Here is a 24,277-nt window from a genome sequence, read left to right on the forward strand (position 1 = left end):
AATAATGTTATGGTGATTGGCGAAGCTGCCGGAGGGGCGGCACGACAAGGAGAGGCGGCTTGGCTTACGAGCAGATCATCTATGACGTGAAGGACGGTGTCGCGACGATCACGCTGAACCGGCCGGACAAGCTGAACGCATTCACCGGCACGATGATGACCGAGATGATCGACGCGTTCGACAAGATTGACGCTGACGACGATGTACGCTGCGTGATCGTGACGGGCGCCGGTCGTGCGTTCTGCGCAGGCGCGGATCTGTCGGCGGGCGCAAAGACGTTCGACTATGACAAGCGCAGCGATCGGCCAGATCGTGGCAGCGGCAAGCTCGAACTGACCTATGACATGGAGGAAGCGCGCGACGGCGGCGGTCGGCTAACGCTGCGCATCTTCGAATGTCTGAAGCCGGTAATCGCGGCGGTGAACGGCGCAGCTGTCGGCGTGGGCTCCACCATGCAGCTGCCGATGGACATTCGCATCGCCAGCGACTCGGCGCGGTTCGGCTTCGTGTTCGCGCGTCGTGGCATCGTGCCGGAGGCGGCGTCCAGCTTCTTCCTGCCACGTGTCGTCGGCATCAGTCAGGCGCTCGAATGGTGCTATTCGGGCCGCGTGTTTGACGCGCAGGAGGCGCTGAACGGTGGATTGGTGAAGCAGGTGGTACCGGGGGGCGAACTGCTCGCGGTCGCCAACGCGCTGGCGCGCGAGATTGCGGACAATACCGCTCCGGTTTCGGTCGCGCTGACCCGCCAGATGCTGTGGCGCGGGCTTGGATTCCAGCACCCGATGGATGCGCACAAGATCGACAGCCGCGCGATCCTGGCACGCGGTCGTTCGGGTGACGCGAAGGAGGGCGTCACCTCGTTTCTCGAAAAGCGCACGCCGGCATACCCGGACAAGGTATCGAGCAATATGCCCGACTTCTTTCCGTGGTGGGACGAGCAGAAGTACGGCTGACGCACGGTTGATCGATCAACGCCGTGCCGCGTTATGACGTGGCATGAGCGTCGAGGATAACAAGAGGCTGGCCGCGGAGGCGGCGGTGCAAGAGGTACGCGACGGGATGGTCGTGGGCCTCGGCACCGGCTCCACCGCGGCCTTTGCCATCGCCGCACTGTCCCACCGCTGCGCCGCCGGGCTCAGGATCGAAGCGGTGGCGACCAGCGAGGCTAGTACGGCCGCCGCATCAGCCAGCGGGATCATCGTGCGCGACTTTGCCGATTTCGCCACGCTGGATCTCGCGATCGATGGCGCGGACGAGATCGACTCTCGGCTCTGGGCGGTCAAGGGTGCCGGCGGCGCGATGCTGCGCGAAAAGGCCGTCGCTGCCGCCGCGCGCCGCTTCATCGTCATCGCGGACGGATCGAAGCTGGTGCAGGCGATCGGCGCGGCGAAACTGCCGGTCGAGGTGCTGCCCTTCGCCCGCGCTTTCGCAGTGGCGCAGCTTGAGAACCTCGGTGCCGCTGTCACGATCCGGCCAAGCTATTGCACTGATAATGGCAATCTGGTCGCCGACTGTCGCTTTAATGCCATGACCGATCCTCCAGCCTTGGCGGCAGCGATCGCTGCAATACCAGGAGCGCTTGGCCACGGATTGTTTCTTGACGAGGTGGACGCTGCCTACATCGCAGCCGATGGCGTCACTACGCGGCTTGGGCGACCAGCTTAGACGATCAGCCCAATAGCATTGCCGAAATTGTGTAACACTACAGGCAGGAGCACGCTGCCGGTGCGCAGCCGCAGCCATACGGCGAGCAGAGATGGTACGGACGTGAGTGCCATGTAGATCGGATCGAAGCTGAAGCTGCCGTCGGCATAGCGGAACGCGTGCGCAAGGCCGAACAATGCGCAGGACAGGATCGCGCCCCAACTCCAATCGACGCCGAGGAGGCGCTTGCGCCCGGTAAAGGCCTTGTCGAGCGCCAGCAGCAGAAGGCCGCGGTAGAATAGCTCTTCCTCCAGCCCAGGCATGGTTAGCTGAAAGGCTATCGTCTCTCCGGTGGGTGGATCGTCTGGAAACACCAGCGCGATGGCAAGAAAGAGGGCGCAATAGCCGATCACGATCGGAAGCGACGCGCGCAGGCTACCGGGTGCTTGTTGCAACGTCATGCCAGCCTGCCGCCATCCGAAGCGAGGCGCCGCAGCGATCGCTAACGTGGCGCCGAGTGCCAGCACCTTGCCCTGCCAGTTCCACTGCCCCCGTAATGCATGGGGGATCAGGCCGTAAGCGTTCGTGAGCAAAAGGTCGTTCAGGAAAACGAGCCCGGCCGCCGTCGCCAGCCAGCGCCAATCAACGCTGCCCGGCCGCCTCACGGCGATTAGACCGCCGCTGGCCACAAGCATCGCGATGATGCTGGCGATGCTGATGATCGGATCCATTGCCGCCATTCCCCTGGTTCGTTTCAGCAGCGTGACGAGATGAACCTGTATGATTGCTGCACAAAGGAGCGTTTCGTTGCGCGACTGGAACGCGACGGGTCGAGCGTCTAGGGGGAGGGCGACTCAGCAACCGGGCGATGATCCCGCGCGTTTGATCCAAAACCATCCAGTGAGAGCTCTGATGACCGACAACGCCACCAACGCGCCTGCCGACGTTCACGAGGACGGCTCGTCCGAGCGGCTCGCGATCGACACAATCCGCACGCTTTCGATGGATGCCGTCCAAGCCGCCAATTCGGGTCACCCGGGAACGCCGATGGCGCTTGCGCCCGTGGGCCACACGCTCTGGACAAAGTTCCTGCGCTACGATCCAGCGAACGCGCACTGGCCCAACCGCGATCGCTTCGTCCTGTCGGTCGGCCACGCCTCGATGCTGCTCTATTCGCTGCTGCACCTTGCCGGCGTGAAGCAGCCTGATGGCGGCCCGGCTGTCAGCCTCGACGACATCAAGCAGTTCCGCCAGCTTGGCTCCAAGACGCCCGGCCACCCGGAATACAGCCACACCGTCGGGGTCGAGACGACCACCGGCCCGCTCGGTCAGGGTTGCGGTAACTCGGTCGGCATGGCGATCGCCGAGCGCTGGATGGCGGCGCGCTACAACAAGCCCGGGTTCACCCTCTTCGATCATGACGTCTATGCGCTGTGCGGCGACGGCGACATGATGGAGGGCGTTGCCTCGGAGGCCGCGAGCCTCGCCGGCCACCTGAAGCTCTCCAACCTCTGCTGGATTTACGACAGCAACCAGATCTCGATCGAGGGCGACACGGACCTCGCGTTCGACGAGGATGTGGGCAAGCGCTTTGAGGCGTATGGCTGGCATGTCATCCATGTCGACGATGCCAACGATGTTGCCGTCCTGACCAAGGCGTTCGAGGAGTTTCGCGCCACTACCGACAAGCCGACGTTCATCGTCGTGAAGTCGGTGATCGGCTGGGGCTCACCGCGTGCCGGCAGCGAGAAGGCGCATGGTGAGGCGTTGGGCGAAGAGAATGTCCGCCTGACCAAGGAAGCCTATGGCTGGCCGACAGACAAGAACTTCTACGTCCCCGACGGCGTGCAGGAAGGCTTCGAAAAGGCCATGTCCAGCCGCGCTGCGCCGTTGCGCGAGGCATGGGATGCCATGCTCCAGAAGTATCGCACCGAGCACGCCGATTTCGCCAAGGAAGTCGACGCGATCGTCAACGGCACGCTGCCCGATGGCTGGGATGCCGACATTCCGACGTTTGACGCGGACGCCAAGGGCATCGCCAGCCGCGATGCCGGCGGCAAGGTGATGAACGCCATCGCCAAAAAGATGCCGTGGCTGATCGGCGGCTCGGCCGATCTCGCACCGTCGACCAAGACGGATATCAAGGGCGAGGCATCGTTCGAGGCGGATAATTACGCCGGCCGCAACTTCCACTTCGGCGTGCGCGAACATGCCATGGGCTCGGTCGCGGTCGGCATGGCGCTGTCGGGGCTGCGCTCCTACGGCAGCACCTTCCTCGTTTTCCTTGATTACATGCGCCCGCCGGTGCGCCTGTCGGCGCTGATGGAGCTCGGCACCACCTGGATCTTCACGCACGATTCGATCGGCGTCGGCGAAGACGGGCCGACCCACCAGCCGATCGAGATGCTGGCGATGATGCGCGCCACGCCCGGTCTCGACATGTTCCGCCCAGGCGACGCGAACGAGGTTGCCGCGGCATGGCGCGCGATCGTCGAGACGCCGAAGCAGCCGGCTGCGCTGGTCCTGTCGCGCCAGGCGCTGCCGACGCTCGATCGATCCACATACGCCAGCGCCGACGGTGTGAAGCAGGGCGGCTATGTCCTCGCCGACAGTGACGGTACGCCCGACGTGATCCTGCTCGCTACCGGCAGCGAAGTGGGGCTCGCAATCCAGGCGCATGAAAAGCTGCTTGCCGATGGCGTGAAGAGCCGCGTCGTCTCGATGCCCAGCTGGTACCGCTTCGAGAAGCAGAGCGACGCGTACAAGGAAAGTGTCCTGCCCAAGGCCGTCAGTGCGCGCGTCGCGATCGAGATGGCGGGCGAGATCGGCTGGGATCGCTTCGTCGGCCTTTCCGGCAGGACGATCACCATGTCCACTTTCGGTGCTTCCGCGCCGATCGCGAAGCTTGCCGACAAGTTCGGCTTCACCGTGGATAACGTGGTGAAGGTGGCGAATGAGGCGATGGCTGCCTAACTGAAAACATAGGCCCCCGTCCGATCCGAGCGAAGTCAAAGGATCGGGATCGGACGGGTGGGCGTTGTTGATGGCAACGTGTCTCGACTTCGCTCGACACGAACGGACGGAGACAGGACAGATGGGCAAGCTCAACGATCTCGCGAACCTCGGCACGGCGGTGTGGCTGGATTTCGTCGACCGCAAGTTCCTGGAAGAGGGCGGGCTGGAGAAGCTCGTGGAGGAAGATGGCGTGACCGGCGTCACCTCCAACCCGACGATCTTCCAGAAGGCCATGGGCGAGGGCACCGCCTATGACGGCACGCTTGCGGCGTTCGATAAGGCGAACCCGGGTGCCGCCACCATGGATCGCTACGAGCACCTTGCGATTCAGGACATTAAGGCTGCCTGCGAGACGCTGCGCCCGGTTTACGATCGGCTGGACGGCAAGGATGGCTATGTCAGCCTGGAGGTCTCGCCGTACCTTGCGAACGACACCGACGGTACGATTGCTGAGGCGGAGAAGCTCTGGAAGGCGGTCGATCGCCCCAATCTCATGATCAAGATCCCGGGCACTGCGGCCGGGGTCCCCGCGATCGCAGCGACGATCGCCAAGGGCATCAACGTCAACGTAACCCTGCTTTTCTCGCAGGAGTCTTACCAATCCGTGGCCATGGCCTATGTCGAGGGGCTGGAGCAGCGCGTGCAGCGTGGCGAACCAATCGATCGGATCGCCAGCGTCGCCAGCTTCTTCATCAGCCGCATCGACAATGAGATCGACAAGGCGATTGATGCCGGCAAAGGCGGCGAGGAGGCTAAGGCGCTGAAGGGCAAGGTGGCGATCGCCAATGCGAAGCTTGCCTATGCCTGGTATCAGGATTTCATCGCGTCGGACCGCTGGCAGGCGCTGGCGGCCAAGGGCGCGCAGCCGCAGCGTCTGCTTTGGGCTTCGACGGGCACCAAGAACCCCGATTACCCCGATACGCTCTACGTCGATACACTGATCGGGCCGGATACGGTCAACACCATGCCCCCTAAAACCATGGATGCCTTTCGCGAGCGCGGCACCTCGGCCGTGTCCCTGACGCAGGACGTCGATGGCGCCCGCAAGGTGCTTGCCGACGCGGACCGGCTCGGGCTGGACTTGCCGGGCGTGACTGACCGGCTGGTGGAGGAAGGCGTGGCCTCGTTCAGCAAATCGTTCGACGATCTGTTGGGCTCAATCCAGGCGAAGCATCCGGCGGACGCCTGATCAGCATCGGGAACGGAATGCGGGCTTTCCCGTTCGCCTAGAACTCGCTGATTGCTGTGCATCAGGCGTTCCGCCTGACGCAGCGATCGGCGGGAGCAGCCCCGACGGCAAATTCACGTGGAGCCTGAACAAATGAAAATCGGCATCATCGGCCTTGGCCGCATGGGCGGCAACATCGCGCGTCGATTGATTCGCGGTGGACACGAGGTAGTCGCGTGGGATCGCAATGCCGACGCGGTGAAGGAACTGAAGGGCGACGGCGCGATCGCGGCAGAGTCGCTCGCCGATATAAAGAGCAAGCTTGGAACGCCGGCAATCTACTGGGTCATGCTGCCCGCCGGAGCGCCGACAGAGGAGACGATCGAAGCGCTGTGCGCCGAAGATTGTGCCGAGGGTGATATCATCATCGATGGCGGCAACACCTTCTGGAAAGATGACGTGCGCCGCGCCAAGACGCTCGCCGAAAAGGGCGTGCATTATGTCGACGTCGGCACCTCCGGCGGCGTTTGGGGTCTGGAACGCGGCTATTGCATGATGATCGGCGGCGACAAGGCCACTGTCGATCTGCTGGATCCGATCTTTGACACGCTGGCGCCGGGGGTGGGCAGTGTTCCGCGCACGCCGACACGCGGCGAGGAATGCGATCCACGGGCGGAGAAGGGCTATATTCACGCCGGCCGCGCCGGTGCGGGACATTTCGTGAAGATGGTTCACAACGGCATCGAGTACGGCCTGATGCAGGCCTATGCCGAAGGTTTCGACGTCCTGTGGGGCCGCAATGTTGATCATCTGCCTGAGGAAGAGCGGTTCGAGTTCAACATGGCGGAAGTCGCTGAGGTGTGGCGACGTGGCTCCGTGATCTCATCCTGGCTCCTCGATCTCACCGCTTCCGCGCTGGCGCAGGATCAGAAGCTCTCGCAGTTCTCGGGCAAGGTTGCCGACTCAGGCGAAGGTCGCTGGACGATCGACGCGGCGATGGAGCAGGCGACTCCCGTGGCCGTGCTGACCACCGCGCTGTTTGCGCGATACCGCAGCCGTATCGACGACATGTACGGCGACAAATTGCTGTCCGCGATGCGTTTCGGCTTCGGCGGCCATGTCGAGATCCCGCAATGAGCGTGCGTCTGTGACGCTCGTCATCAGCGATGTCGACGGAACGCTGGTCGACCAGAATAAGGATCTGACGGCAGCGACGATCGCGGCCGTTCAGCGCCTGCGCGAGGCCGGGATCAGCTTCACCATGATCAGCGCGCGGCCGTTTTCGGGCTTGGCACCGCTCGCGGAGAGGCTGTCGTTGGATGTGCCGATCGGAGCCTTCAACGGCGGGCTGATCTGTCGCGCAGATGGCGAGGTGCTGTCGCGTGACGTCGTGGACGAGGATGTAGCGCGCGGGGCGACGTGTCTTGCAAAGGGCGAGCCGGTCGACATCTGGGTGTTCGCTGACGACCGATGGTTTGCGACATCGGATACCGGGCCGCATGTCCCGAGCGAGCGGCTGGCCTCCAACCAGGAGCCGGTGCTTTGCGGGAACTTCGACAACCTGCTCGACCGCGCCGACAAGATCACCTTTGTCTGCGACGACGAAGGCGTGCTTGATGCTCTCCGCAACAGGATTGTCGCGGCGTACGATGGTGCGGCCACAATCGTCAAATCGCAGACCTATTATCTCGATATTACCGCAACGACGGCAAACAAGGGCAACGGGATCACCCGGCTCGCGGAGGCGTTTGGCGTGCCGCTTGGCCAGACGGTCGTGCTTGGCGATCAGGCGAACGATATCGCAATGTTCGAGCGCGCTGGCCGAGCGATCGCAATGGGTAATGCGACTGACGAGGTTAAGGCGCATGCGGCAGAAGTGACGCTGGGCAACGATGCCGACGGCGTGGCGCATGCGATCGACACGTTCATCTTGGGGAGAGTGAAGTGAAGCAATTGGTGGCGTTTGATCTCGATGGCACGCTGGCGGAGAGCAAGCAGGCGATCAAGGAAGACATGGGGGAAGCGCTCGCTGATCTGCTGACCGTCGCGCATGTCGCGGTGATTTCGGGCGGAGATTGGCCGCAGTTCGACAAGCAGGTTGCGAGCCGCTTGCCGGAACGGGCCGACCGTTCAAAGCTGTGGCTGATGCCGACCACGGGTACCAAGCTGTACACCTATCGCGACAGCAAATGGGGCACCGTTTATGCCGAACTGTTCTCCGATGAACAGAAGCAGAAGATCCTGACGGCGTTTGACGAGTCGCTGAAGTCGACCGGCTTCGTCCCCGAGCAGACTTGGGGCGAGCGGATTGAGGATCGTGGCAGTCAGATTACCTTCTCCGCTCTGGGGCAGGAAGCGCCGATCCACGCCAAGGAAGTGTGGGATCCGGATTTCGCCAAGCGCAAGGTGATCCAGGCCGATCTGAAGAAGCGGCTGCCGGGGCTGTCGATCAATATGGGCGGCGCGACTTCGATCGACATCACGCAGGAGGGTGTGGACAAGGCGTACGGCCTCAAGCGTCTGCGCGACGAAAGTGGCATTCCGCTCGACGCGATGATGTTTGTCGGCGACGCGATCTTTCCGGGCGGCAACGATTATCCGGCCAAGGAGCTCGGCCTGGACACGGTGCGGGTGCGTGATCCGCAGGATACGCTCGGCGTCATCGCAACGGTGGTTGCCTGCCAGAAGTAAATTGAGGATGCCGGCCCTGCGCCGGCATTCAACCGGTTTGATGTTCGGTAGTCGCTGAGCCGTTGTTTGACCGGTGCAGTGCTTAACTGCCGCTGCTCGGCGCCATCACCGATTGCGCCCGCACCGAAAGGCGATCCAGCGCAGCCTGATGAATGCCCCGGCTGCTGGTAATCACGCCAAAGGCGCGAGGATCGGGTTTGTTGAACGCCAACTCTGCGCCAAGCGCGTCGGTGACCGCGCCGCCGGCTTCGATCGCGATCAGCGCGGCGGCGGCGATGTCCCATTCGTTGCCCCAGCGCAGCGTGGCGACCAGGTCGGCACGGTCGTCCGCCACCATCGCCATGCGTAGTGCGATTGAATTCGGCTTCTCCACCATAGCCAGATCCCGGTCGGCCTTGGGCAGAGCGTCCGTGGGCACACGGGAACCGGCGAAGGTATCCCGCTGACTGGCGAGCAATTTCCGCCCGTCGAGCGTCGCGCCGCCGCCGGCAGACGCCTGCCAGAACTCTTGGCGCACCGGTGCATCCAAGACACCGACTACCGGCTTACCGTCTTCCACCAACGCGACCGACACGGCCCAGCCCGGACGTCCACGGATATAGTCGCGCGTACCGTCGATCGGATCGACGACCCAGATGCGGCGCCGCGCCAGGCGGTCGGAATTGTCGGCGGTCTCCTCCGACAGCCACCCGACGTCGGGCAGGAGCGCAAACAGGCGCTGGCGCAGCAGTGCATCGACCGCGAGATCGACCTCGCACACCGGGCTGCCGGACGACTTTTCCCATCGGGCAAAGTCTGTGTGAAAGCGCGCCAGCGCGAGTTGCCCCGCCTCGCGCGTAATCCTCGCGATCGCGCTCGCAAGGTCATCCACCGGCCACGGTCATCCCGTCGATCCGCATAGTGGGCACGTTGGTGCCATAGCGGAACGCCAGATCATTCGCTGGTGTAAGATTGGCGAACATCTCCTTGAGATTGCCGGCAATGGTGAACTCGGCGATCGGGCGGGTGATTTCGCCATTTTCGATCAGGAAGCCAGCGGCGCCCCGGCTGTAATCGCCTGTCACGCCGTTCACGCCCTGGCCGATCAGCTCGGTCACGTACACGCCTCGCGTGATGTCGCCGATCAGCGTCTCAACCGGTATCAGGCCGGGATGCATGTAGAAGTTGCTGGTCGTGACGCCGGGCGCACCACCGACGCCGCGCGCTGCATGGCCGGTGGGTGACATGCCGAGCTGCCGGGCGGAGGCGCTGTCGAGCAGCCAGGTTTGCAGCACGCCATCCTCCACGATCGCGTGCGGCGACACTGGCAGTCCCTCGCCATCGAACGGGCGCGAGCGCAGACCATGTGGGCGGTGCGGATCGTCCGAGATGGTGATGCCGGGCGCGAACACCGCGCTGCCGAGTGACTCGAGCAGGAACGAGGTTCGACGCGTAATCGCCTGGCCGGAAATCGCGCCTGTGAGGTGTCCCAGCAGCCCGGCGCCGACGCGCGGATCGAAGACCACCGGCAGCGCCGCGCTTTCGACCCGGCCGGGGCTCAGTCGCGCTACAGCCCGCTCACCGGCGAGCGTGCCAACCGCTTCGGGCGAGTCGAGCCGGCTGCGATGCCGGGCGGAGTGGAACCCGTAATCGCGCTGCATGCCGCTGCCCTCACCGGCGATCACGCTGGCCGACAGGCCGTAGCCGGTGGTGGCATAAGCGCCGGAAAAGCCGTGGCTGGTGGCGAGCGCCCACACGCTGCGCGCTGCGCTGGCGCCGCCGCCTTCGCTGTTAGTGACGCCCGGCACTGCACGCGCGGCTTCTTCGGCCGCGAGCGCTGCCTCGCGCAGCTCGGTCGGCGAAACTTCCGCGCCGTCATCGAGATCGAGCAGGGGCGGGGCGCCGTGCATCAGGCGATCCTCGGGCGCTAGGCCGGCCCATTTATCCTCCGGCGCCTCGCGCGCCATTGCCACCGCGCGCTCTACCAGCGCGTCCAGCGCGTCGCTGGAAAGGTCGGAGGTGGAGACGCTGGCGGAGCGCTGACCGATGAAGACGCGCAGGCCCAGATCCTCGCTTTCGGAGCGGCCGACATCCTCCAGCTTGCCCAAGCGGACGGAGATTTCGGACGAGGCGTCGGCGGCGAACACGGCGTCGGCGGCATCGACTCCGGCTTTTCTGGCGCGGGCAACAATGTCGGCGGCGCGCTCCTGCGCCTGGGTCGGGGTCAGCATCAAAACGACTTAGGAGCGGTATGCGTCGGGCGCTAGTGTGCACGGTTCGGCCACGAACCGATGCCTGGCGGCCAGATCGCGTCAAAGCGACGTGCCGACCACCAGACAGGCGAGAAACATGAGCAGGCCGGCGAAACGGTTCGCGCGAAATCGGGTGAGCGCGCCGGCGCCGTCATCGGGGCGCAAGGTGGCCACCTGCCAGAGCAGATGAAGCGCCAGCGGCAGCAGCGCGAGCCAGACCAAAGGATCGGGGCGATGGAGCCAGAAGGCCGCGGCCCAGAGCAGCAGCGCTAGGGCGTAGCAGATGCCGGTGCCGCCGCGCACGTGGCGGCCCATGCGCAACGCGGAAGAGCGCACGCCGATCAGCGCATCGTCCTCGCGATCCTGCAAGGCGTAGATCGTGTCGTATCCGATGACCCAGAAGATCGATCCGGCGTAGAGCAGGAGGCCAGTGGCGGTGAGGCTGCCCCACGCCTCAAGCCAGCCGACCAGCGCCGCCCAGGAAAAGACCAGGCCGAGCCACGCCTGCGGCCACCAGGTGATCCGCTTCATGAAAGGATAGGCGGCGACCAGCGCAAGGCTGGCGAGTGCGAGCAGCGCGGTGTCGAGGCGCAACTGCACCAGGACGAGGAGGCCGATGAGACAGAGCACGAGCAGCCAGACCCAGGCCGCCTTCAGCGATACCGCGCCGGAGGCGATCGGGCGCGAGCGGGTGCGCGCGACGCTGGCGTCGAGATCGCGGTCGACAATGTCGTTATAGACGCATCCCGCACCGCGCATGGCGATGCTGCCGATCAGCAACCAGGCGATCAGCGTCCAGCGTGAGATTGCCCCGCCAGCCAGCGCCACCGCCCAAGCGCCGGGCCAGAACAACAGCCACCAGCCGATCGGGCGATCGAAACGGGCAAGCAGCGCAAAGGGGCGAACACTGGCCGGCAGTGCGGCAACGAGGCCGCGGTGCTGGCTGTCAGGGGTGATGTCTGGTGCGGATGTCACGCCCGACCGCCTAAACCATGCTGCCGTGGTTTCGCCACAGCGCTTTCCTATATCGCGCAAAGAACGCCTGTTTTCCGCTACACCGGTGGCGAGCAGGCGGCATGTCACGCCAGTGGAGGTCGGCCAGGCCATGTCAGTATCGCGTATCTCTGCCGCCGCAGCGTTGTTCCTTGCCGCGGCGCCCGCCAGCGCCCAGCGCGCGAACCCGTGGGAAGGCACGTGGAGAAATGCCGCGGACAGCGTGCGCATCAAGGTGGCGCGCTGCGGCCGCGGCCTGTGCGGCACGGTGATCCAGGCGAGCGACAAGGCGAAGGCAGATGCCGCAGCCGGCGGCACCGATCGGCTGGTTGGCACGCAGCTGTTTCGCGATTTCCGCGAGGGAGAAGACGGCTTGTGGTACGGTCAGGTCTATGTGCCCGATATCGGCCAGACCTTTGACGGTACGATCGAGCAGACTGGTCGCGATACGATTGTCGGTACCGGCTGCCTGTTCGCCAATTTCGGCTGCAAGTCGCAGACGTGGCGACGCGTGCGCTGAATGATCCATCTGTCCGTCGCCATCGGCCGCTTCGTGGAGGCGCTATTCTACGCCATCCTCCGCGTCGCGGGCGTGGTAACGGGCATCGTGCTGCTGATCGCGGTGACGGGGCTGATCCTGTTTCTCACCGCACGCTGGCTGATCGCGCGCGGCGGGCGTAAGACGCCGCGCGCATGATCGCTACCCCCGCCTGGCCGCCCCGTTCTACGCCGCGTTTGTTCGTGGAAACGACCCTCAACCTCGGGCCGCTGCGCATCGACGGGCCGCAGGCGCATTACCTTGCCGGCGTGATGCGCGTGAAGGCGGGCGATCCGGTGCGCCTGTTCGATGACGTGACGGGCGAATGGCTGGCGATTGTGGCGGCGGCGGGCAAGCGCGACGTGACGCTGGACGTGACCGAGCAGCTCGCCCCGCGCGAGGCGGTGCCCGACCTGTGGCTGGTCGCGGCGCCATTGAAGAAGGGGCGGGTCGACTGGATGGCGGAAAAGGCGTGCGAGCTTGGCGTCGCGCGCCTCTTGCCCGTCATCACCCATCGCACGGTGGTGGATCGACCGAAGGTGGAGCGGCTGCGCGCGCATATGATCGAGGCGGCGGAGCAGTGCGGGCGAACCGCGCTACCGGCGGTCGCCGAGCCGATGAAGCTGCCGGCGCTGCTTCGCGACTGGTCGGCGGAGCGCGCTTTGTACTTCGCCGACGAGATGGGCGGGGCGCCGGCGCGTGACGCGATGAAGGCCGGGCCAGCGGCAATCCTGATCGGGCCGGAAGGTGGCTTCGATGATGAGGAGCGCGCGGCGATTCGGGCCTTGCCGCAGGCGGTCGGCATCAGCCTGGGCCCGCGTATCCTGCGTGCCGACACCGCGGCGGCGGCCGCCGTGGCGATCTGGATGGCAAGCGTCGGCGACTGGTGACGCATCCCAAGCGGCGGGAGCATCTAGCACCGCCCGCAATCCCCCATTAAGGGCGCGCCATGACGACCAAAACCGTTTCAGACAGCAACTCGCCCGTGATCGAGTCGCGTGACCAGCTAATCGCCAGTTTCGCGCGCGGCGAGAAGCCCAAGGAGCGGTGGCGGATCGGCACCGAACACGAGAAGTTCGTTTACGCCCGCGACGATCATCATGCGCCGAGCTGGGGTGAACCCGGCGGCATCCGTGCGCTGCTGATGGAACTGGAGCAGCATGGCTGGAAGCCGGTGGAGGAGGGTGGCAACCTCATCGCGCTGACCGGCGCCGATGGGTCGGTCAGCCTGGAGCCGGCGGGGCAGTTCGAGCTGTCGGGCGCGCCGCTCGACAATCTGCACCAGACCTGCGCCGAGACTGGCCGTCATCTGGATCAGGTGAAGGCGGCGGGCGAGAAGCTGGGGATCGGTTTCCTCGGGCTCGGCATGTGGCCGGACAAGGCGCGCGACGAACTGCCGATCATGCCCAAGGGACGCTATGGCATCATGTTGCGCCACATGCCGCGCGTCGGCACAATGGGGCTCGACATGATGCTGCGTACCTGCACGATCCAGGTGAACCTGGATTATGCCAGCGAAGCCGACATGGCGCAGAAATTCCGGGTCGGGCTTGCGCTTCAGCCGCTGGCGACGGCGCTGTTTGCCAATTCGCCGTTCACCGAAGGCAAGCCGAACGGCTATCTCAGCTATCGCAGCCACATCTGGTCGGACACGGACGCCGCGCGCACCGGCATGCTGCCGTTCGTGTTCGAGGATGGCTTTGGCTATGACCGCTACGCCGAGTACATGCTCGATGTGCCGATGTACTTCGTGTATCGCGAAGGCCAGTATATCGATGCCGCCGGCCTGTCGTTTCGCGATTTTCTGAAGGGCGAGCTGTCTGTCCTGCCCGGTGAGAAGCCGACGCTGGACGATTGGAATGATCATCTGTCGACCGCTTTCCCTGAGGTACGGCTCAAGACGTTTTTGGAGATGCGCGGCGCCGATGGCGGGCCGTGGAACCGGATCTGCGCGCTGCCGGCCTTTTGGGTCGGTTTGTTGTACGATCAGGACGCGCTGGACGCTGCGTGGGATCTGGTGAAGCATTGGACGCTCGACGAGCGCCAGGCGCTGCGTGATGCCGTGCCGAAGGTGGGGCTGGACGCGCCGGTGCCGGGGCGCGGCAACTTGCGCGACATTGCCGGCGAGGTGCTGGATATCGCCAATGCTGGGCTTGCCGCACGCGGGCGGACGAACAGTGCGGGCGACAACGAAACGGGCTTCCTCGATCCGCTGCGTGAGATCGTGCGGCTGGGCAAGGTGCCGGCGGAGCAGTTGCTCGATCGCTATCATGGCGCCTGGGGCGGCGACGTATCGCGCGTCTATGCGGAGCAGAGCTTCTGAGGTCTTTTGCGCGCTATGCGCCAAGACCTGGTGGAACGTGGCCAAACCTCCAGCGTCATCTCGGACTTGATCCGGGATCCATTTTGCCCGGAGCGGTGGGGCAGCAGGGGCGAGTGGCAGTGCCAGCGGAGGGTTGGATCCCGGATCAAGTCCGGGATGACGGGGCGTGGCGAGGGGACCGCCCATGAGCCGGCGTCCGCATCGTATTGGCCTGCTCGGCGGCTCCTTCAATCCGGCGCACAGCGGGCATCGCGGGATCAGCCTGGCGGCGATCAAGGCGCTGGACCTGGACGAGATGTGGTGGCTGGTGTCGCCGGGAAATCCGCTGAAGCCCGCCGCCGGCATGGCGCCGCTTGCTGCGCGGCTTGCCTCCGCCCGACGGGTGGGACGTGCCGCGCGCATTCGGCCGACCGACATCGAGAGGCGGCTTGGCACGCGCTACACGGTTGATACGCTCGCCGCGCTCGTCCGCCGCTATCCTCGCCACCGCTTTGTCTGGGTGATGGGGGCGGACAATCTCCAGCAATTCGACCGCTGGCGCGACTGGCGGCGGATCGCACGCACGGTTCCGATTGCGGTGATCGCGCGGCCAGGCTATGATGGTGCTGCCCGCGCGGCACCCGCGATGGGTTGGCTGCGGCGCTTCCAGAGGCCCGCACGCCAGGCGAAGAACTGGACCGAGTGGAGTGTGCCAGCCCTGGTGCTGCTGCGTTTCCGCCCTGACCCGACATCCGCGACGCAGCTGCGCGCCGCAGATCCTGCCTGGCATCAACGCTATGCGCATCCCATATCAGCAGCCAAACCTTTCACCCAGGAGTGAACTTGCCCGCTTCCGCCAACGCCTATCGATCCTCCGACGCAGACAGCGTCGCGGCATTGCATAAGCTTGTCCTCGACAGCCTGGACGATGACCAGGCCGCCGATACCATCTCGATCCCGCTTGCGGGAAAATCGTCGATCGCCGATCACATGGTGATCGCGAGCGGCCGTTCGACCCGTCAGGTCGCCTCCATGGCGCAGAAGCTGGCGGAGAAGATCAAGGGCGAAACCGGCCGCTCCCCGCGGATCGAGGGCCTGCCCACGGCCGATTGGGTGCTGATCGATGCGGGCGACGTGATCGTCCACCTGTTCCGCCCCGAGGTCCGCTCCTTCTACAATCTGGAGCGGATGTGGTCGTTCGGCGACGCGCCTGTGCCCGGCGTTACGCCGCCGGCACCCGGGAACGCCTGATCTGATCCTGCATATCGTGGCGCGCGGGCGGATCGGGCGATCGCCCGAGGCCGAGCTGGTCGACCGCTATCTGAAGCGGATCAGCTGGCCGACCCGCGTGACCGAACTGCCCGATCGCGGCGGCAAGCTGCCCGATGTGGTGCCGGCTACGCGCCGGGTGGTGCTGGACGAAACGGGCAAGGTGCTGTCCTCGGTCGAGTTCGCGAAGATCATGGAGCGCTGGCGCGACGATGGCGTGCGCGAGGCGCGCTTCATGATCGGCGCGGCGGATGGCTTTGGCGATGCCGAGCGGGAAGGGGCCGACCTGTTGCTCTCCTTCGGCCGTGCGACCTGGCCGCACATGCTGGCGCGCGCGATGCTGGCCGAGCAATTGTTTCGTGCCACCTCCATCCTTGCCAATCACCCCTATCATCGCGAAGGCTGATCCGCGATGCGGGCGGGGTGGACAGTGATGCTGACGGGCGCGGCGCTGCTGCTCGCCAGCGCGACCGCGCCCGATCCGTTGGCAGTCGAGCGCGAAAGGCTGAAGCTCGCGCGCGCCGAAGCCGTGCAGGCCAATGCGCGCGCGGCCGATCTGGCGCGGCAGGCCGCGCGGGAGCGTGGCGCCGTGGCCAAGGCGCGGGCGGAGGAAGCGGCCGTGGCCGCACGCATCGATCGCGCGGCAGCGAACGTGACAGCGGCGCAGGCGCAGGTCGCGATTACCGAAGGATTGCTGGCGCGTCAGCGGGCCGCGCTTGGAGAGCGGCAGCGACCGGTAGCCAAGCTGGTGGCGGCCTTATCCTCCCTGGCGCGCCGGCCCGTCGCGGCGGCGATCGTGCAGCCGGGTTCGGTGACCGACCTTGTGCATGTGCGCGCCGTTCTGGGCAGTACCTTGCCGACGATCCGGCGCGACACTGCGGATCTGCGCGCGGCGCTCACCCAGTCGCGGCGGCTGCGAGCCGCGGCCGCCGAGGCGGTGTCAGGGCTGGAGCAGAGCCGTCGCCTGCTGGTGGCGGAGCGGCAGGCGCTGGCAGCGGTTCGCGCCAAACATGCGAGCGCCGCCGTTCAGCTGAACCGCGATGCGCTGGCGCAATCCGATCGCGCGATCGCGTTGGGCGAGGAGGCGCGGGACATCGTGGATCGCATGAGCGCCTTCGGCGAGACGCAGGCGACGCTGGAAGAGCTGGCCGCGCTGCCCGGCCCGCCGCGCGCGATCGTCGCACCTGTTACGCGCGATGCGCCGTACCAGCTGCCGATCGCTGGGCGGCTGGTGACGGGATTTGGTGAGCTGTCCGACAACGGGGTGCGATCGCGTGGGCTGACCTTTGCCGTCGCACGTGGGGCGATCGTGCGCGCGCCCGCGGCGGGGCAGGTGCTGCTCTCGCGCCCTTTTCGCGATTACGGCAGCATCGTCATCGTCGATCACGGCAATGGCTGGAACACCCTCGTCACTGGCTTGGGAGCCACGGCAGTGGCGCGCGGCGCGCAGGTATCCGCCGGCGATCCGCTCGGCCGCGCGCCACTGGAAGCGGGTGTGCCGCGGATCACCGTGGAGTTGCGGCGGCAAGGCCGGCCGGTCGACCTTACCGCGATGATCGGGTGATCCGATTAGGTCTGCCGGCGCTCAGCCCCTGTTCACCTGCCACACGCTTTGATCGGGCATGCGAAAGCCGCTACAGGTGATCCATCCGGTTCGCCCGAGGACGTGACCTACATGAAGTTTCCGCTGCTCTCCGCCACTGCCCTGGTCGCCACGCTTGCGCTGGCGCCGCTAACCACGGGCGCGATGGCCGCCGTGGATACGGGCGCCTATCGCGAGATGGAGCGCTTCATGGACGTGTATAATCGCGTCAAGGCGGACTATGTCGACAAGGTCACCGACGAACAGCTGATCAAGGGCGCGATCGACGGCATGCTTGCCGCGCTCGATCCGCATTCGGGCTATGTCGATGCCGGCGACTTCGAGAATCTGCGCATCCAGACGGAGGGCAATTACGGCGGCCTTGGCCTTACCGTGTCGCTGGAGGATGGCGCGGTGAAGGTGATCGCGCCGCAGGAGGATTCGCCCGCCTGGCGTGCCGGGGTGAAGACCGGCGACTATATTACCCACATCAATGGCAAGCTGATCTACGGCGGCACGCTGGACGAGGCGGTGGCGCAGATGCGCGGCAAGCCGGGATCGAAGCTGAACATCACCCTGGTGCGGCCGGGCCGGGACAAGCCGATCGAGCTGACGCTGGTGCGCGAGCTGATCGTGCAGCGTCCGGTGAAATGGGAGGTGAAGGGCGATGTCGGCTACGTCAACATCAACACCTTCTCCGAGACGACCGGCGCCGACACGCGCGCAGCGATGGTCGCGATTGAGAAGTCGCTCGGTCATCGCCCACTGGGCTATGTGGTCGACCTGCGCTCCAATGGCGGCGGTCTGCTGACGCAGGCGATCGAGGTAGCCGACGTGTTCCTGGAAGGCGGCGAGGTCGTTTCGCAGCGCGGGCGCGAGAAGGGCGATGTGGAGCGGTACTACGCCAAGCCTGGCGACATGGCGCACGGGCTGCCGATCGTCGTGCTGACCGACAGCGGCACAGCCTCCGCCTCCGAGATCGTCGCCGGCGCCCTGCAGGATCATCACCGCGGGCTAGTCATGGGTGAGCGCACCTTTGGCAAGGGATCGGTGCAGACGCTGTTGCAGCTTGGCCCCACCACGGCGCTGCGCCTCACCACCGCACGTTATTACACGCCGTCCGGCCGGTCGGTGCAGGAGGGCGGGATCGAGCCTGATATCGCCGTGCCGCAGATCAGCGATCCCGATTACAAGAGCCGGCCGGTGTTCCGCGAGGCCGATCTGCGCCGCCACCTGATCAACGAGGTGAAGGCCGACGACAAGATTCTTGAGGAAGACACGAAGGACGATCCGCGCTTCACCACCTCGGCCGACACACTGAAGAAGGAAGGCATTGAGGACTTCCAGCTCTGGTATGCGCTGAAGACGGTGGCGCGCGTTGGCGGACCGGCGCAGGTCGCGGCGGTGACGGCTTCCATGAAGAAAGATCTGGCCGCCAAGTGAGTTTAGCTCAATCGCGTGCGCGCCTCATCGCGCTGCTTCTTCCGCTCCTTCTCCTCGCCGGTGCCTGGGGTTCGCAACTGATCGGCGGCCTTGTGCCGTGCGAAATGTGTCACTGGCAGCGCTGGCCGCATTATGCCGCGGTGCTGGTGGCGGCGTTCGCCTTCATCGTGCCGGGCCGATCAAGCAAGGTGACGATGATCGTCGTCGCTGCCGCGCTGATCGCGGTTTCCGGGCTGATCGGCGTGTTCCACGCCGGGGTGGAATATCATTGGTGGGAGGGGATCACCGCCTGTTCCACCATGGCGACGGGAGAGGGCGTCTCGACCGACGAAATGCTGCGCCGGCTGCTGGCTGCGCCCGTGATCCGCTGCGACGCGGCACAATGGACGCTGCTGGGCGTTTCTCTGGCTGGGTATAACGCGATCCTGTCGCTGGGCGGCGCGGCAGTGATCCTGTGGCTGATCGGAAGAGCGCGATGAACTGGAAACCGGGCGATCGCAGACGCGATACAAAGGCGATGATCCGTGTCGATCAGGCGGGTGAATATGGCGCAACGCGGATCTATGCGGGCCAGCTGGCAATCATGGGGCATCGTTCCCCCTTGGCGCGCGAGATTGCCGGCATGGCGTTGCAGGAAGAGCGGCACCGCCAGTTCTTCGACAAGCTGATCGTCGAGCGCGGTGTGCGCCCCACCTTGTTGCAGCCATTCTGGGACATGGCCGGCTACGCGCTCGGCGCCGTCACTGCCACGATCGGTCCTGAGGCGGCGATGGCCTGCACGGCTGCGGTCGAGACCGAGATCGACAAGCATTATGCCGACCAGCTGGTCGAGCTGGGCAATGAAGAACCCGAGCTGCGCGAAGCGATCGCCGAGTTCCAGGCCGAGGAGCTGGAGCATCGCGACACGGCACTGGCGAGCGGCGCTGAAAATGCGCCGGCTTACCCGCTGCTTTCCGCAGTGATCGGGCTGGGCTGCCGCGTTGCGATCGCCGCGGCGAAGCGGATTTGAGAGGAGGCAGGGGCATGCGTATGAGCAGGCCGGTGTTGGTTGCGATGCTTGCCGTAACGAGCCCGCTTTCGGCACAAGAGGCCGAGCAGCCGGGCGTTTCGCCATCAAAGGTCGTGATCCTGCCGCCGCCGTCCAAGCCGGTGGCGCTGCCGGGTGCGCCGCGCACGCGCCGCCAGACGGTCTCCACCGAAACTTCCCGCAATGCGCCGGTGAACGGCGTGCTGGTCCTTTACGGCAATGAACGCTGCCCGACGAACGGCAACGGCGAAGAGATCGTCGTCTGTCAGCGGCGCGGCGCGGAAGAGCAGTTTCGTATCCCCAAGGAAGTGCGGACGCTGGAGGTTACGCCCGAGAACGAAAGTTGGGCGGCCCGGGAAAAGGGCAACCAGGATGTTGGCGCCGTGGGGATTGGCTCCTGCAGCACGGTGGGCGCAGGGGGCGCCACCGGCTGTTTCGTGCAGAATGCCCGCCGCGCAAAGCGCGAGGCGCAGGCGCGCGGCGAGGATGCAACGCCGGACCTGAGCCCGTATTGAGGGCTTGTGGCTGCTGCTGAGGCTTGGCCGATCGCCTGTGTTACCACACACGATCGCGCGTTTAGTCTTTTGCGTGCCTGAGCCGGTAGCAGTGACGAGACCGGGCGTGTTGCTGTTTTGCTCCGAATACAATCGTAACGTACCGCGCGTTCACAGCCATGATGCCATGTACATGCGTCTCTTGTCTGATGTCGGGCAAGTCGACAGGCGTTGCGTTCCTGCTGCTCGCCATGCTGAGCCGGCCTGACCTGTCCGGCGCAAATAGTCGTGAGCAACGGCCGGAGGTGGGCAGGTAATCCTGGTGTGAGGTGCCCGCGGCTTGGCCGTCTGAATCGATTAGCTATATGCGCTGAACCGCGGAAAAGACATTCGTTTCTAAACTGTTAATCTAGGTAATTATCCCGCGATCTGAGGGTGTATTGTCAAGATCATGTTGCGCGGTCGATAGCATTGGATCAGTTCATGCGCGTGATGGAACAGAACGCTCGCCTCTCTCGCACCGAACTTACTCATAATGGTGCAGATCGTCAGCCACCGCGGCCTTTGTCGGCGCTGGTGACGGTGCCGGTCGTCGTGGTTGGCGCTGCATGCATGTTGCCGATGGCGGTCGCGGCATTTGGTGCGAGCCGCCTTGTGCAAGGCCGCTTCAAGGGGATCGGCACGGATTCGATTGCTGCGGGCCGCGCTTTATGGCGGGCGACCGGAGTCGTGCTGGACGTGCTTACGACCCCCGCTGCGCCTCGGGCGTGAGCGCGGGCGCGTAGCCTCCGGTCGGTCTCGACCAGCGCGTCAGGAGTGCGGCGAGATAGCGCCGAAGCGCCGCTGGTTCGGTCGTCGCCATGACGGGATCCTGCGCCCGGACCTTTGCCAGCGCGGTGGCGAAATCCTGCTGCTGATCGACCACTGCGAGCAGGCCGCGCTCCGCAAAGGCGGAGGTCACCTCAAGCTGGTGATCATCATAATGTTCGCCGAGCGCAAACAGGCGCGGGACGGCGATAACCCGGCATCCATTCTGCAAAGCCGTGATCAACGATCCGGTGCCGCCATGGCAGATGACGATATCGGCACGGCGCAGGATGTCCTGAACGGCATCGAAGGGCAAAGAGGCGTGCACCTCATCCACCGCACCGGGCATGTAGGTGGTCTCGCCGACCTGCAGGATCACCCGTTCCGGCAACAAGCCCTGGCGCTTGGCATCTTCCACCATGCGAACGAGGCGATCGAACGGCAGCGTCGCGCCGACCGTCGCGAACACCAGCGGTTCCTTGGCAGGGCGCTGGCCATCAAGCATCCGGAGCGGATCAAAGGTCTCCGTCGCGCCCCATAGGTCGGCGGAGGCGGCGGATTGGGAGACGCGCACATGCGCCAGCGGGCCGGCGATGCGCGCAAAGGCCGACGGCGCACGAAATCGCGCGAAGCTGTCGATCAGCACAATGCGCGCACCCGAGAGGCGTGCAAAGAAAAGCACGAAGAACATGGAGCCCGCGCCGGTCGTGAGCACCACATCCGGACGCTGTCGCATGATGATCAGGAAGGATTGCCACAGATTGCGGATCGCGGCGAACAACATCCGTAGTGGAGCACCAAGTCTTGCCTGGCCAAGGGCGTAATGCGCGACGAATGACGTGGCATGCTTTTGTGCGATCGAGCGACCAAGCGCGAGATCCTCGGTCACGAAAAAGAAGTCATGACCGCGCCAGACGCTTTCGAGATCCAGCACCTGGCGGACATGACCACCGCCCGACGCGCAGAGGGCGAGCCTGAGTGGTCTGCCGCGTGTTCGTCCAAACAAAACACGCTTCTGCGCGCCAAACGAAGATAATGCATCAAAGGCTGCGCGCGACCTTGGCACGATATTCCCGCTCCCCTGAAGTATCGCGCGGGTAGGATGACTTCACCGGCGACCAACCTGTCCGCCGGTTTACGCTTCATTTAAGATTAGGCGTGCGCAGACGTGTCCATAATGGCGGTGTTCAGCGGATGGCGGCTTGCTCGGTCGCGCATTTGGTTTCTTTGTTCGACGCCACGAGCGGTGTGACCGATGCCGATCACACCATGGCTGCGGGAGCCCGACGATCACCAGGCATAGCGGGGAACGCCCCGACAACAACGCGGCGCTTTCGCCAATCAAGCCGCTGCTTCGGCGCGCGATGCTGGGGGTGGGCATCGTCAGCGCGTGCCTGAACGTGCTGCTGCTCGCCGGCTCGCTGTACATGATGCTGGTCTATGATTTCGTGATCCCAGGGCGCAGCATTCCGACGCTGGTCGGGCTGCTGCTGATGGTGATCGTCGCCTATGTTTTTCAGGGCATGCTTGATGCCGTTCGCGGGCAATTGCTCACGCATCTTTCGAGCAACATCGACGTGCAGTTCGAGACCAAGGCGCACGAATTGGTGCTGACGCTGGCACGGCTCTATCCCGCGCGCGATGCGGGGCAGCCGATCCGCGACATCGACCAGGTGCGTGGTTTTCTGGCCGGGGCGGGGCCGACCGCGCTTGTTGACCTGCCGTGGGTTTTCTTCTTCGTCGCCATCCTGTTCCTGTTGCATCCGTGGCTCGGCTTCACCGTGCTGGCGGGCGCGATCGTGCTGATCGCACTGACGGTGCTGACCGAGCGGGCGACGCAGGCGGCAATGGCCGACCTGATGCAGCTGAACCGGGAGCGCCAGCAGGCGATCGACACGAGTCGCCGCCATGCCGAGGCGATCCATGCCATGGGCATGCAGGGACAGTTGGAGGCGATCTGGCGTGCTGCCAACGGCGCCTATCGCCAGGCGCAGGTGAGGCTGAGCGCAAAGGCCAGCCGGTTGACCACGGCGGGGCGCATCTTTCGCCTGTTCCTGCAATCGGGCGTGCTGACCGTCGGCGCGCTGCTGGTACTAAGCGGCAAGGCCAGCGGGGGCGTGATCTTCGCCAGCTCGATCCTTTCCTCCCGCGCGCTGGCACCGATCGAGGCGTCCATTGCCAATTGGCGAAGCTTCGTTGCCGCGCGCCAGAGTTGGCGCCGGCTTGGCGAAATCACGACGTTCGAGGCAGACCGTCGCCCCGAGCAGCTGCTGCCGTCGCCGCGCCATTCCCTGGCCGCTGAGGGGCTGACGCTTGCGCCACCGGGAAGCCCTGAGCCGGTGGTGCGCGGTATTACGTTCCTGGCCTATGCTGGCGAAGCGGTCGCGATTCTCGGGCCGAGCGGCTCTGGCAAATCAACGCTGCTGCGCGGGCTTGCCGGCAGCCTGCCGGCGACCAGCGGCGACGTGCGGCTCGATGGTGCCACCATGGCGCAATGGTCGCGCGCGGCCTTGGGGCGCGACATCGGATACCTGCCGCAGAATGTCGAGCTGTTGCCCGGGACGGTCGCCGAAAACATTGCGCGCTTCGATCCGGAAACCACGCCGGAGCGGATCATTGCCGCCGCAGAAGAGGCGGGTGTGGCGGCGATGATCCGGGAACTGCCGGACGGGTACAATACCGACGTGGGAATCGACGGGCGGCGGCTATCCGGCGGGCAGCGACAGCGGATCGCACTGGCCCGCGCGCTTTACGGCAATCCCTTCTTGATCCTCTTGGACGAGCCCAATGCGAACCTGGACACGACCGGCGAAGCGGCGCTGATCGAGGCGATCCAGGGCGTAAAGGCAAGAGGCGGCATTGTTGTCCTGGTGGCGCATCGGCCGTCGGTGCTGGTGGCCGTCGATAACGTACTTGCCGTACGCGGCGGGCGGGCCATTTCCTATGGTCCTCGCCAAGCGTTGCTGCCGGAACATAGTTGATAGGGCGAAATATTAGTTGGTCACTTAATGACTTGAATAGCAACTGAAGTAATTCACAAAATAGTTGATCCGTTTTCGTCTAGTCTCTCGCT

General features: G+C 65.2%; 24 protein-coding genes and 1 pseudogene. 20 read left to right on the top strand and 5 right to left on the bottom strand.

Annotated elements, in window-relative coordinates; translation table 11 throughout:
• Window positions 1-59 precede the first annotated feature (59 nt).
• Both SPDO_RS07765 and rpiA read left to right on the top strand, forming a co-directional pair.
• Window positions 60-953 (top strand): crotonase/enoyl-CoA hydratase family protein, encoded by an 894-nt coding sequence (locus SPDO_RS07765; RefSeq protein ID WP_088366877.1) that lies wholly within the window; start codon window positions 60-62, stop codon window positions 951-953.
• A gap of 43 nt (window positions 954-996) precedes the next feature.
• Window positions 997-1,665: a ribose-5-phosphate isomerase RpiA gene (rpiA, locus tag SPDO_RS07770; protein ID WP_088366878.1), complete on the top strand. Its 669-nt coding sequence runs from the start codon at window positions 997-999 to the stop codon at window positions 1,663-1,665.
• On the opposite strand, the gene SPDO_RS07775 is transcribed toward rpiA, so the two are convergent.
• A complete protein-coding gene (locus SPDO_RS07775) occupies window positions 1,662-2,375 on the bottom strand; it encodes a CPBP family intramembrane glutamic endopeptidase, BDIM_20840 family (RefSeq protein WP_088367042.1) in 714 nt (237 codons plus the stop codon). The genes rpiA and SPDO_RS07775 overlap by 4 nt on opposite strands.
• Before the next feature lie 181 nt (window positions 2,376-2,556).
• Here SPDO_RS07775 and tkt point away from each other — a divergent pair, with 181 nt between their 5' ends.
• The 5 genes and pseudogenes from tkt (at window position 2,557) to SPDO_RS07800 (ending at window position 8,518) form a co-directional block, all read left to right on the top strand.
• Window positions 2,557-4,617 (top strand): transketolase, encoded by a 2,061-nt coding sequence (gene tkt, locus SPDO_RS07780; protein ID WP_088366879.1) that lies wholly within the window; start codon window positions 2,557-2,559, stop codon window positions 4,615-4,617.
• Between the two features lie 121 nt (window positions 4,618-4,738).
• The gene (gene tal, locus SPDO_RS07785; RefSeq protein WP_088366880.1) at window positions 4,739-5,848 is read left to right on the top strand and encodes a transaldolase; all 1,110 of its coding nucleotides are present in this window, start codon (window positions 4,739-4,741) and stop codon (window positions 5,846-5,848) included.
• 108 nt (window positions 5,849-5,956) lie between these two features.
• Window positions 5,957-6,964: pseudogene (gene gnd, locus SPDO_RS07790) on the top strand (phosphogluconate dehydrogenase (NAD(+)-dependent, decarboxylating)); the annotation flags it as partial.
• A 10-nt stretch (window positions 6,965-6,974) separates the two neighbouring features.
• Window positions 6,975-7,775 carry a Cof-type HAD-IIB family hydrolase gene (locus SPDO_RS07795; RefSeq protein ID WP_245829275.1) on the top strand — a complete coding sequence of 267 codons (801 nt, stop codon included), beginning with the start codon at window positions 6,975-6,977 and terminating at the stop codon, window positions 7,773-7,775.
• Window positions 7,772-8,518 carry an HAD-IIB family hydrolase gene (locus SPDO_RS07800; RefSeq protein ID WP_088366883.1) on the top strand — a complete coding sequence of 249 codons (747 nt, stop codon included), beginning with the start codon at window positions 7,772-7,774 and terminating at the stop codon, window positions 8,516-8,518. Before SPDO_RS07795 ends, SPDO_RS07800 begins: the two co-directional genes overlap by 4 nt.
• A gap of 82 nt (window positions 8,519-8,600) precedes the next feature.
• Here SPDO_RS07800 and SPDO_RS07805 read toward each other — a convergent pair whose 3' ends face one another.
• The 3 genes from SPDO_RS07805 to ubiA all read right to left on the bottom strand — a co-directional run bounded on the left by SPDO_RS07805 (window position 8,601) and on the right by ubiA (window position 11,724).
• A complete protein-coding gene (locus tag SPDO_RS07805) occupies window positions 8,601-9,389 on the bottom strand; it encodes a 3'(2'),5'-bisphosphate nucleotidase CysQ (protein ID WP_088366884.1) in 789 nt (262 codons plus the stop codon).
• Window positions 9,382-10,728, bottom strand: a complete 1,347-nt coding sequence (locus tag SPDO_RS07810) for a TldD/PmbA family protein (protein ID WP_088366885.1) — start codon at window positions 10,726-10,728, stop codon at window positions 9,382-9,384. Before SPDO_RS07810 ends, SPDO_RS07805 begins: the two co-directional genes overlap by 8 nt.
• Window positions 10,729-10,809: 81 nt before the next feature.
• Complete coding sequence (gene ubiA / locus SPDO_RS07815; protein WP_245829277.1) at window positions 10,810-11,724, bottom strand: 4-hydroxybenzoate octaprenyltransferase; 915 nt, start codon at window positions 11,722-11,724, stop codon at window positions 10,810-10,812.
• 130 nt (window positions 11,725-11,854) lie between these two features.
• Here ubiA and SPDO_RS07820 point away from each other — a divergent pair, with 130 nt between their 5' ends.
• From SPDO_RS07820 to SPDO_RS07870, 12 genes are all read left to right on the top strand, one after another.
• Window positions 11,855-12,262, top strand: coding sequence for a DUF2147 domain-containing protein (locus SPDO_RS07820; protein WP_088367043.1), 408 nt, complete (start codon window positions 11,855-11,857; stop codon window positions 12,260-12,262).
• On the top strand, window positions 12,263-12,439 hold the full coding sequence (locus SPDO_RS16950) for a hypothetical protein (RefSeq protein WP_169716245.1): 177 nt from the start codon (window positions 12,263-12,265) through the stop codon (window positions 12,437-12,439).
• Complete coding sequence (locus tag SPDO_RS07825; protein WP_088366887.1) at window positions 12,436-13,170, top strand: 16S rRNA (uracil(1498)-N(3))-methyltransferase; 735 nt, start codon at window positions 12,436-12,438, stop codon at window positions 13,168-13,170. The genes SPDO_RS16950 and SPDO_RS07825 overlap by 4 nt, the downstream gene beginning before the upstream one ends.
• A gap of 59 nt (window positions 13,171-13,229) precedes the next feature.
• Window positions 13,230-14,603 carry a glutamate--cysteine ligase gene (locus tag SPDO_RS07830; protein ID WP_088366888.1) on the top strand — a complete coding sequence of 458 codons (1,374 nt, stop codon included), beginning with the start codon at window positions 13,230-13,232 and terminating at the stop codon, window positions 14,601-14,603.
• Between the two features lie 184 nt (window positions 14,604-14,787).
• Window positions 14,788-15,423: a nicotinate-nucleotide adenylyltransferase gene (locus tag SPDO_RS07835; RefSeq protein ID WP_088366889.1), complete on the top strand. Its 636-nt coding sequence runs from the start codon at window positions 14,788-14,790 to the stop codon at window positions 15,421-15,423.
• Window positions 15,424-15,425: 2 nt separating this feature from the next.
• On the top strand, window positions 15,426-15,833 hold the full coding sequence (rsfS, locus tag SPDO_RS07840) for a ribosome silencing factor (protein ID WP_088367044.1): 408 nt from the start codon (window positions 15,426-15,428) through the stop codon (window positions 15,831-15,833).
• A 1-nt stretch (window position 15,834) separates the two neighbouring features.
• Window positions 15,835-16,257: a 23S rRNA (pseudouridine(1915)-N(3))-methyltransferase RlmH gene (locus tag SPDO_RS07845; protein WP_088366890.1), complete on the top strand. Its 423-nt coding sequence runs from the start codon at window positions 15,835-15,837 to the stop codon at window positions 16,255-16,257.
• Window positions 16,258-16,284: 27 nt separating this feature from the next.
• On the top strand, window positions 16,285-17,415 hold the full coding sequence (locus SPDO_RS07850) for a murein hydrolase activator EnvC family protein (protein WP_245829278.1): 1,131 nt from the start codon (window positions 16,285-16,287) through the stop codon (window positions 17,413-17,415).
• A gap of 111 nt (window positions 17,416-17,526) precedes the next feature.
• Window positions 17,527-18,876, top strand: coding sequence for a S41 family peptidase (locus tag SPDO_RS07855; protein WP_088367045.1), 1,350 nt, complete (start codon window positions 17,527-17,529; stop codon window positions 18,874-18,876).
• Window positions 18,873-19,355 (top strand): disulfide bond formation protein B, encoded by a 483-nt coding sequence (locus tag SPDO_RS07860; RefSeq protein ID WP_088366892.1) that lies wholly within the window; start codon window positions 18,873-18,875, stop codon window positions 19,353-19,355. The genes SPDO_RS07855 and SPDO_RS07860 overlap by 4 nt, the downstream gene beginning before the upstream one ends.
• On the top strand, window positions 19,352-19,885 hold the full coding sequence (locus SPDO_RS07865) for a demethoxyubiquinone hydroxylase family protein (protein WP_088366893.1): 534 nt from the start codon (window positions 19,352-19,354) through the stop codon (window positions 19,883-19,885). The genes SPDO_RS07860 and SPDO_RS07865 overlap by 4 nt, the downstream gene beginning before the upstream one ends.
• 113 nt (window positions 19,886-19,998) lie before the next feature.
• The gene (locus SPDO_RS07870; RefSeq protein WP_143559611.1) at window positions 19,999-20,418 is read left to right on the top strand and encodes a hypothetical protein; all 420 of its coding nucleotides are present in this window, start codon (window positions 19,999-20,001) and stop codon (window positions 20,416-20,418) included.
• 721 nt (window positions 20,419-21,139) lie between these two features.
• Here SPDO_RS07870 and welK read toward each other — a convergent pair.
• Entirely contained in the window at window positions 21,140-22,210 is a 1,071-nt protein-coding gene (gene welK / locus SPDO_RS07880) for a beta-1,4-glucuronosyltransferase WelK (RefSeq protein ID WP_088366896.1), read from the bottom strand.
• A gap of 358 nt (window positions 22,211-22,568) precedes the next feature.
• Here welK and SPDO_RS07885 point away from each other — a divergent pair, with 358 nt between their 5' ends.
• Window positions 22,569-24,185 carry a type I secretion system permease/ATPase gene (locus SPDO_RS07885; protein ID WP_088366897.1) on the top strand — a complete coding sequence of 539 codons (1,617 nt, stop codon included), beginning with the start codon at window positions 22,569-22,571 and terminating at the stop codon, window positions 24,183-24,185.
• The last annotated feature ends 92 nt before the right edge of the window (window positions 24,186-24,277 follow it).

Origin of the sequence: Sphingomonas dokdonensis, from assembly GCF_002197685.1 — a bacterium.
In the GTDB taxonomy this organism is placed as follows: domain Bacteria; phylum Pseudomonadota; class Alphaproteobacteria; order Sphingomonadales; family Sphingomonadaceae; genus Sphingomonas; species Sphingomonas dokdonensis.

Coding starts and splice junctions, on each gene's coding strand:
- SPDO_RS16950 (WP_169716245.1), top strand. CDS start 12,263: ATGATCCATCTGTCCGTCGCCATCGGCCGCTTCGTGGAGGCGCTATTC.
- rpiA (WP_088366878.1), top strand. CDS start 997: ATGAGCGTCGAGGATAACAAGAGGCTGGCCGCGGAGGCGGCGGTGCAA.
- SPDO_RS07830 (WP_088366888.1), top strand. CDS start 13,230: ATGACGACCAAAACCGTTTCAGACAGCAACTCGCCCGTGATCGAGTCG.
- SPDO_RS07775 (WP_088367042.1), bottom strand. CDS start 2,375: ATGGATCCGATCATCAGCATCGCCAGCATCATCGCGATGCTTGTGGCC.
- tal (WP_088366880.1), top strand. CDS start 4,739: ATGGGCAAGCTCAACGATCTCGCGAACCTCGGCACGGCGGTGTGGCTG.
- tkt (WP_088366879.1), top strand. CDS start 2,557: ATGACCGACAACGCCACCAACGCGCCTGCCGACGTTCACGAGGACGGC.
- SPDO_RS07850 (WP_245829278.1), top strand. CDS start 16,285: ATGCTGACGGGCGCGGCGCTGCTGCTCGCCAGCGCGACCGCGCCCGAT.
- SPDO_RS07865 (WP_088366893.1), top strand. CDS start 19,352: ATGAACTGGAAACCGGGCGATCGCAGACGCGATACAAAGGCGATGATC.
- SPDO_RS07825 (WP_088366887.1), top strand. CDS start 12,436: ATGATCGCTACCCCCGCCTGGCCGCCCCGTTCTACGCCGCGTTTGTTC.
- SPDO_RS07810 (WP_088366885.1), bottom strand. CDS start 10,728: ATGCTGACCCCGACCCAGGCGCAGGAGCGCGCCGCCGACATTGTTGCC.
- SPDO_RS07820 (WP_088367043.1), top strand. CDS start 11,855: ATGTCAGTATCGCGTATCTCTGCCGCCGCAGCGTTGTTCCTTGCCGCG.
- SPDO_RS07885 (WP_088366897.1), top strand. CDS start 22,569: ATGCTGGGGGTGGGCATCGTCAGCGCGTGCCTGAACGTGCTGCTGCTC.
- SPDO_RS07835 (WP_088366889.1), top strand. CDS start 14,788: ATGAGCCGGCGTCCGCATCGTATTGGCCTGCTCGGCGGCTCCTTCAAT.
- SPDO_RS07855 (WP_088367045.1), top strand. CDS start 17,527: ATGAAGTTTCCGCTGCTCTCCGCCACTGCCCTGGTCGCCACGCTTGCG.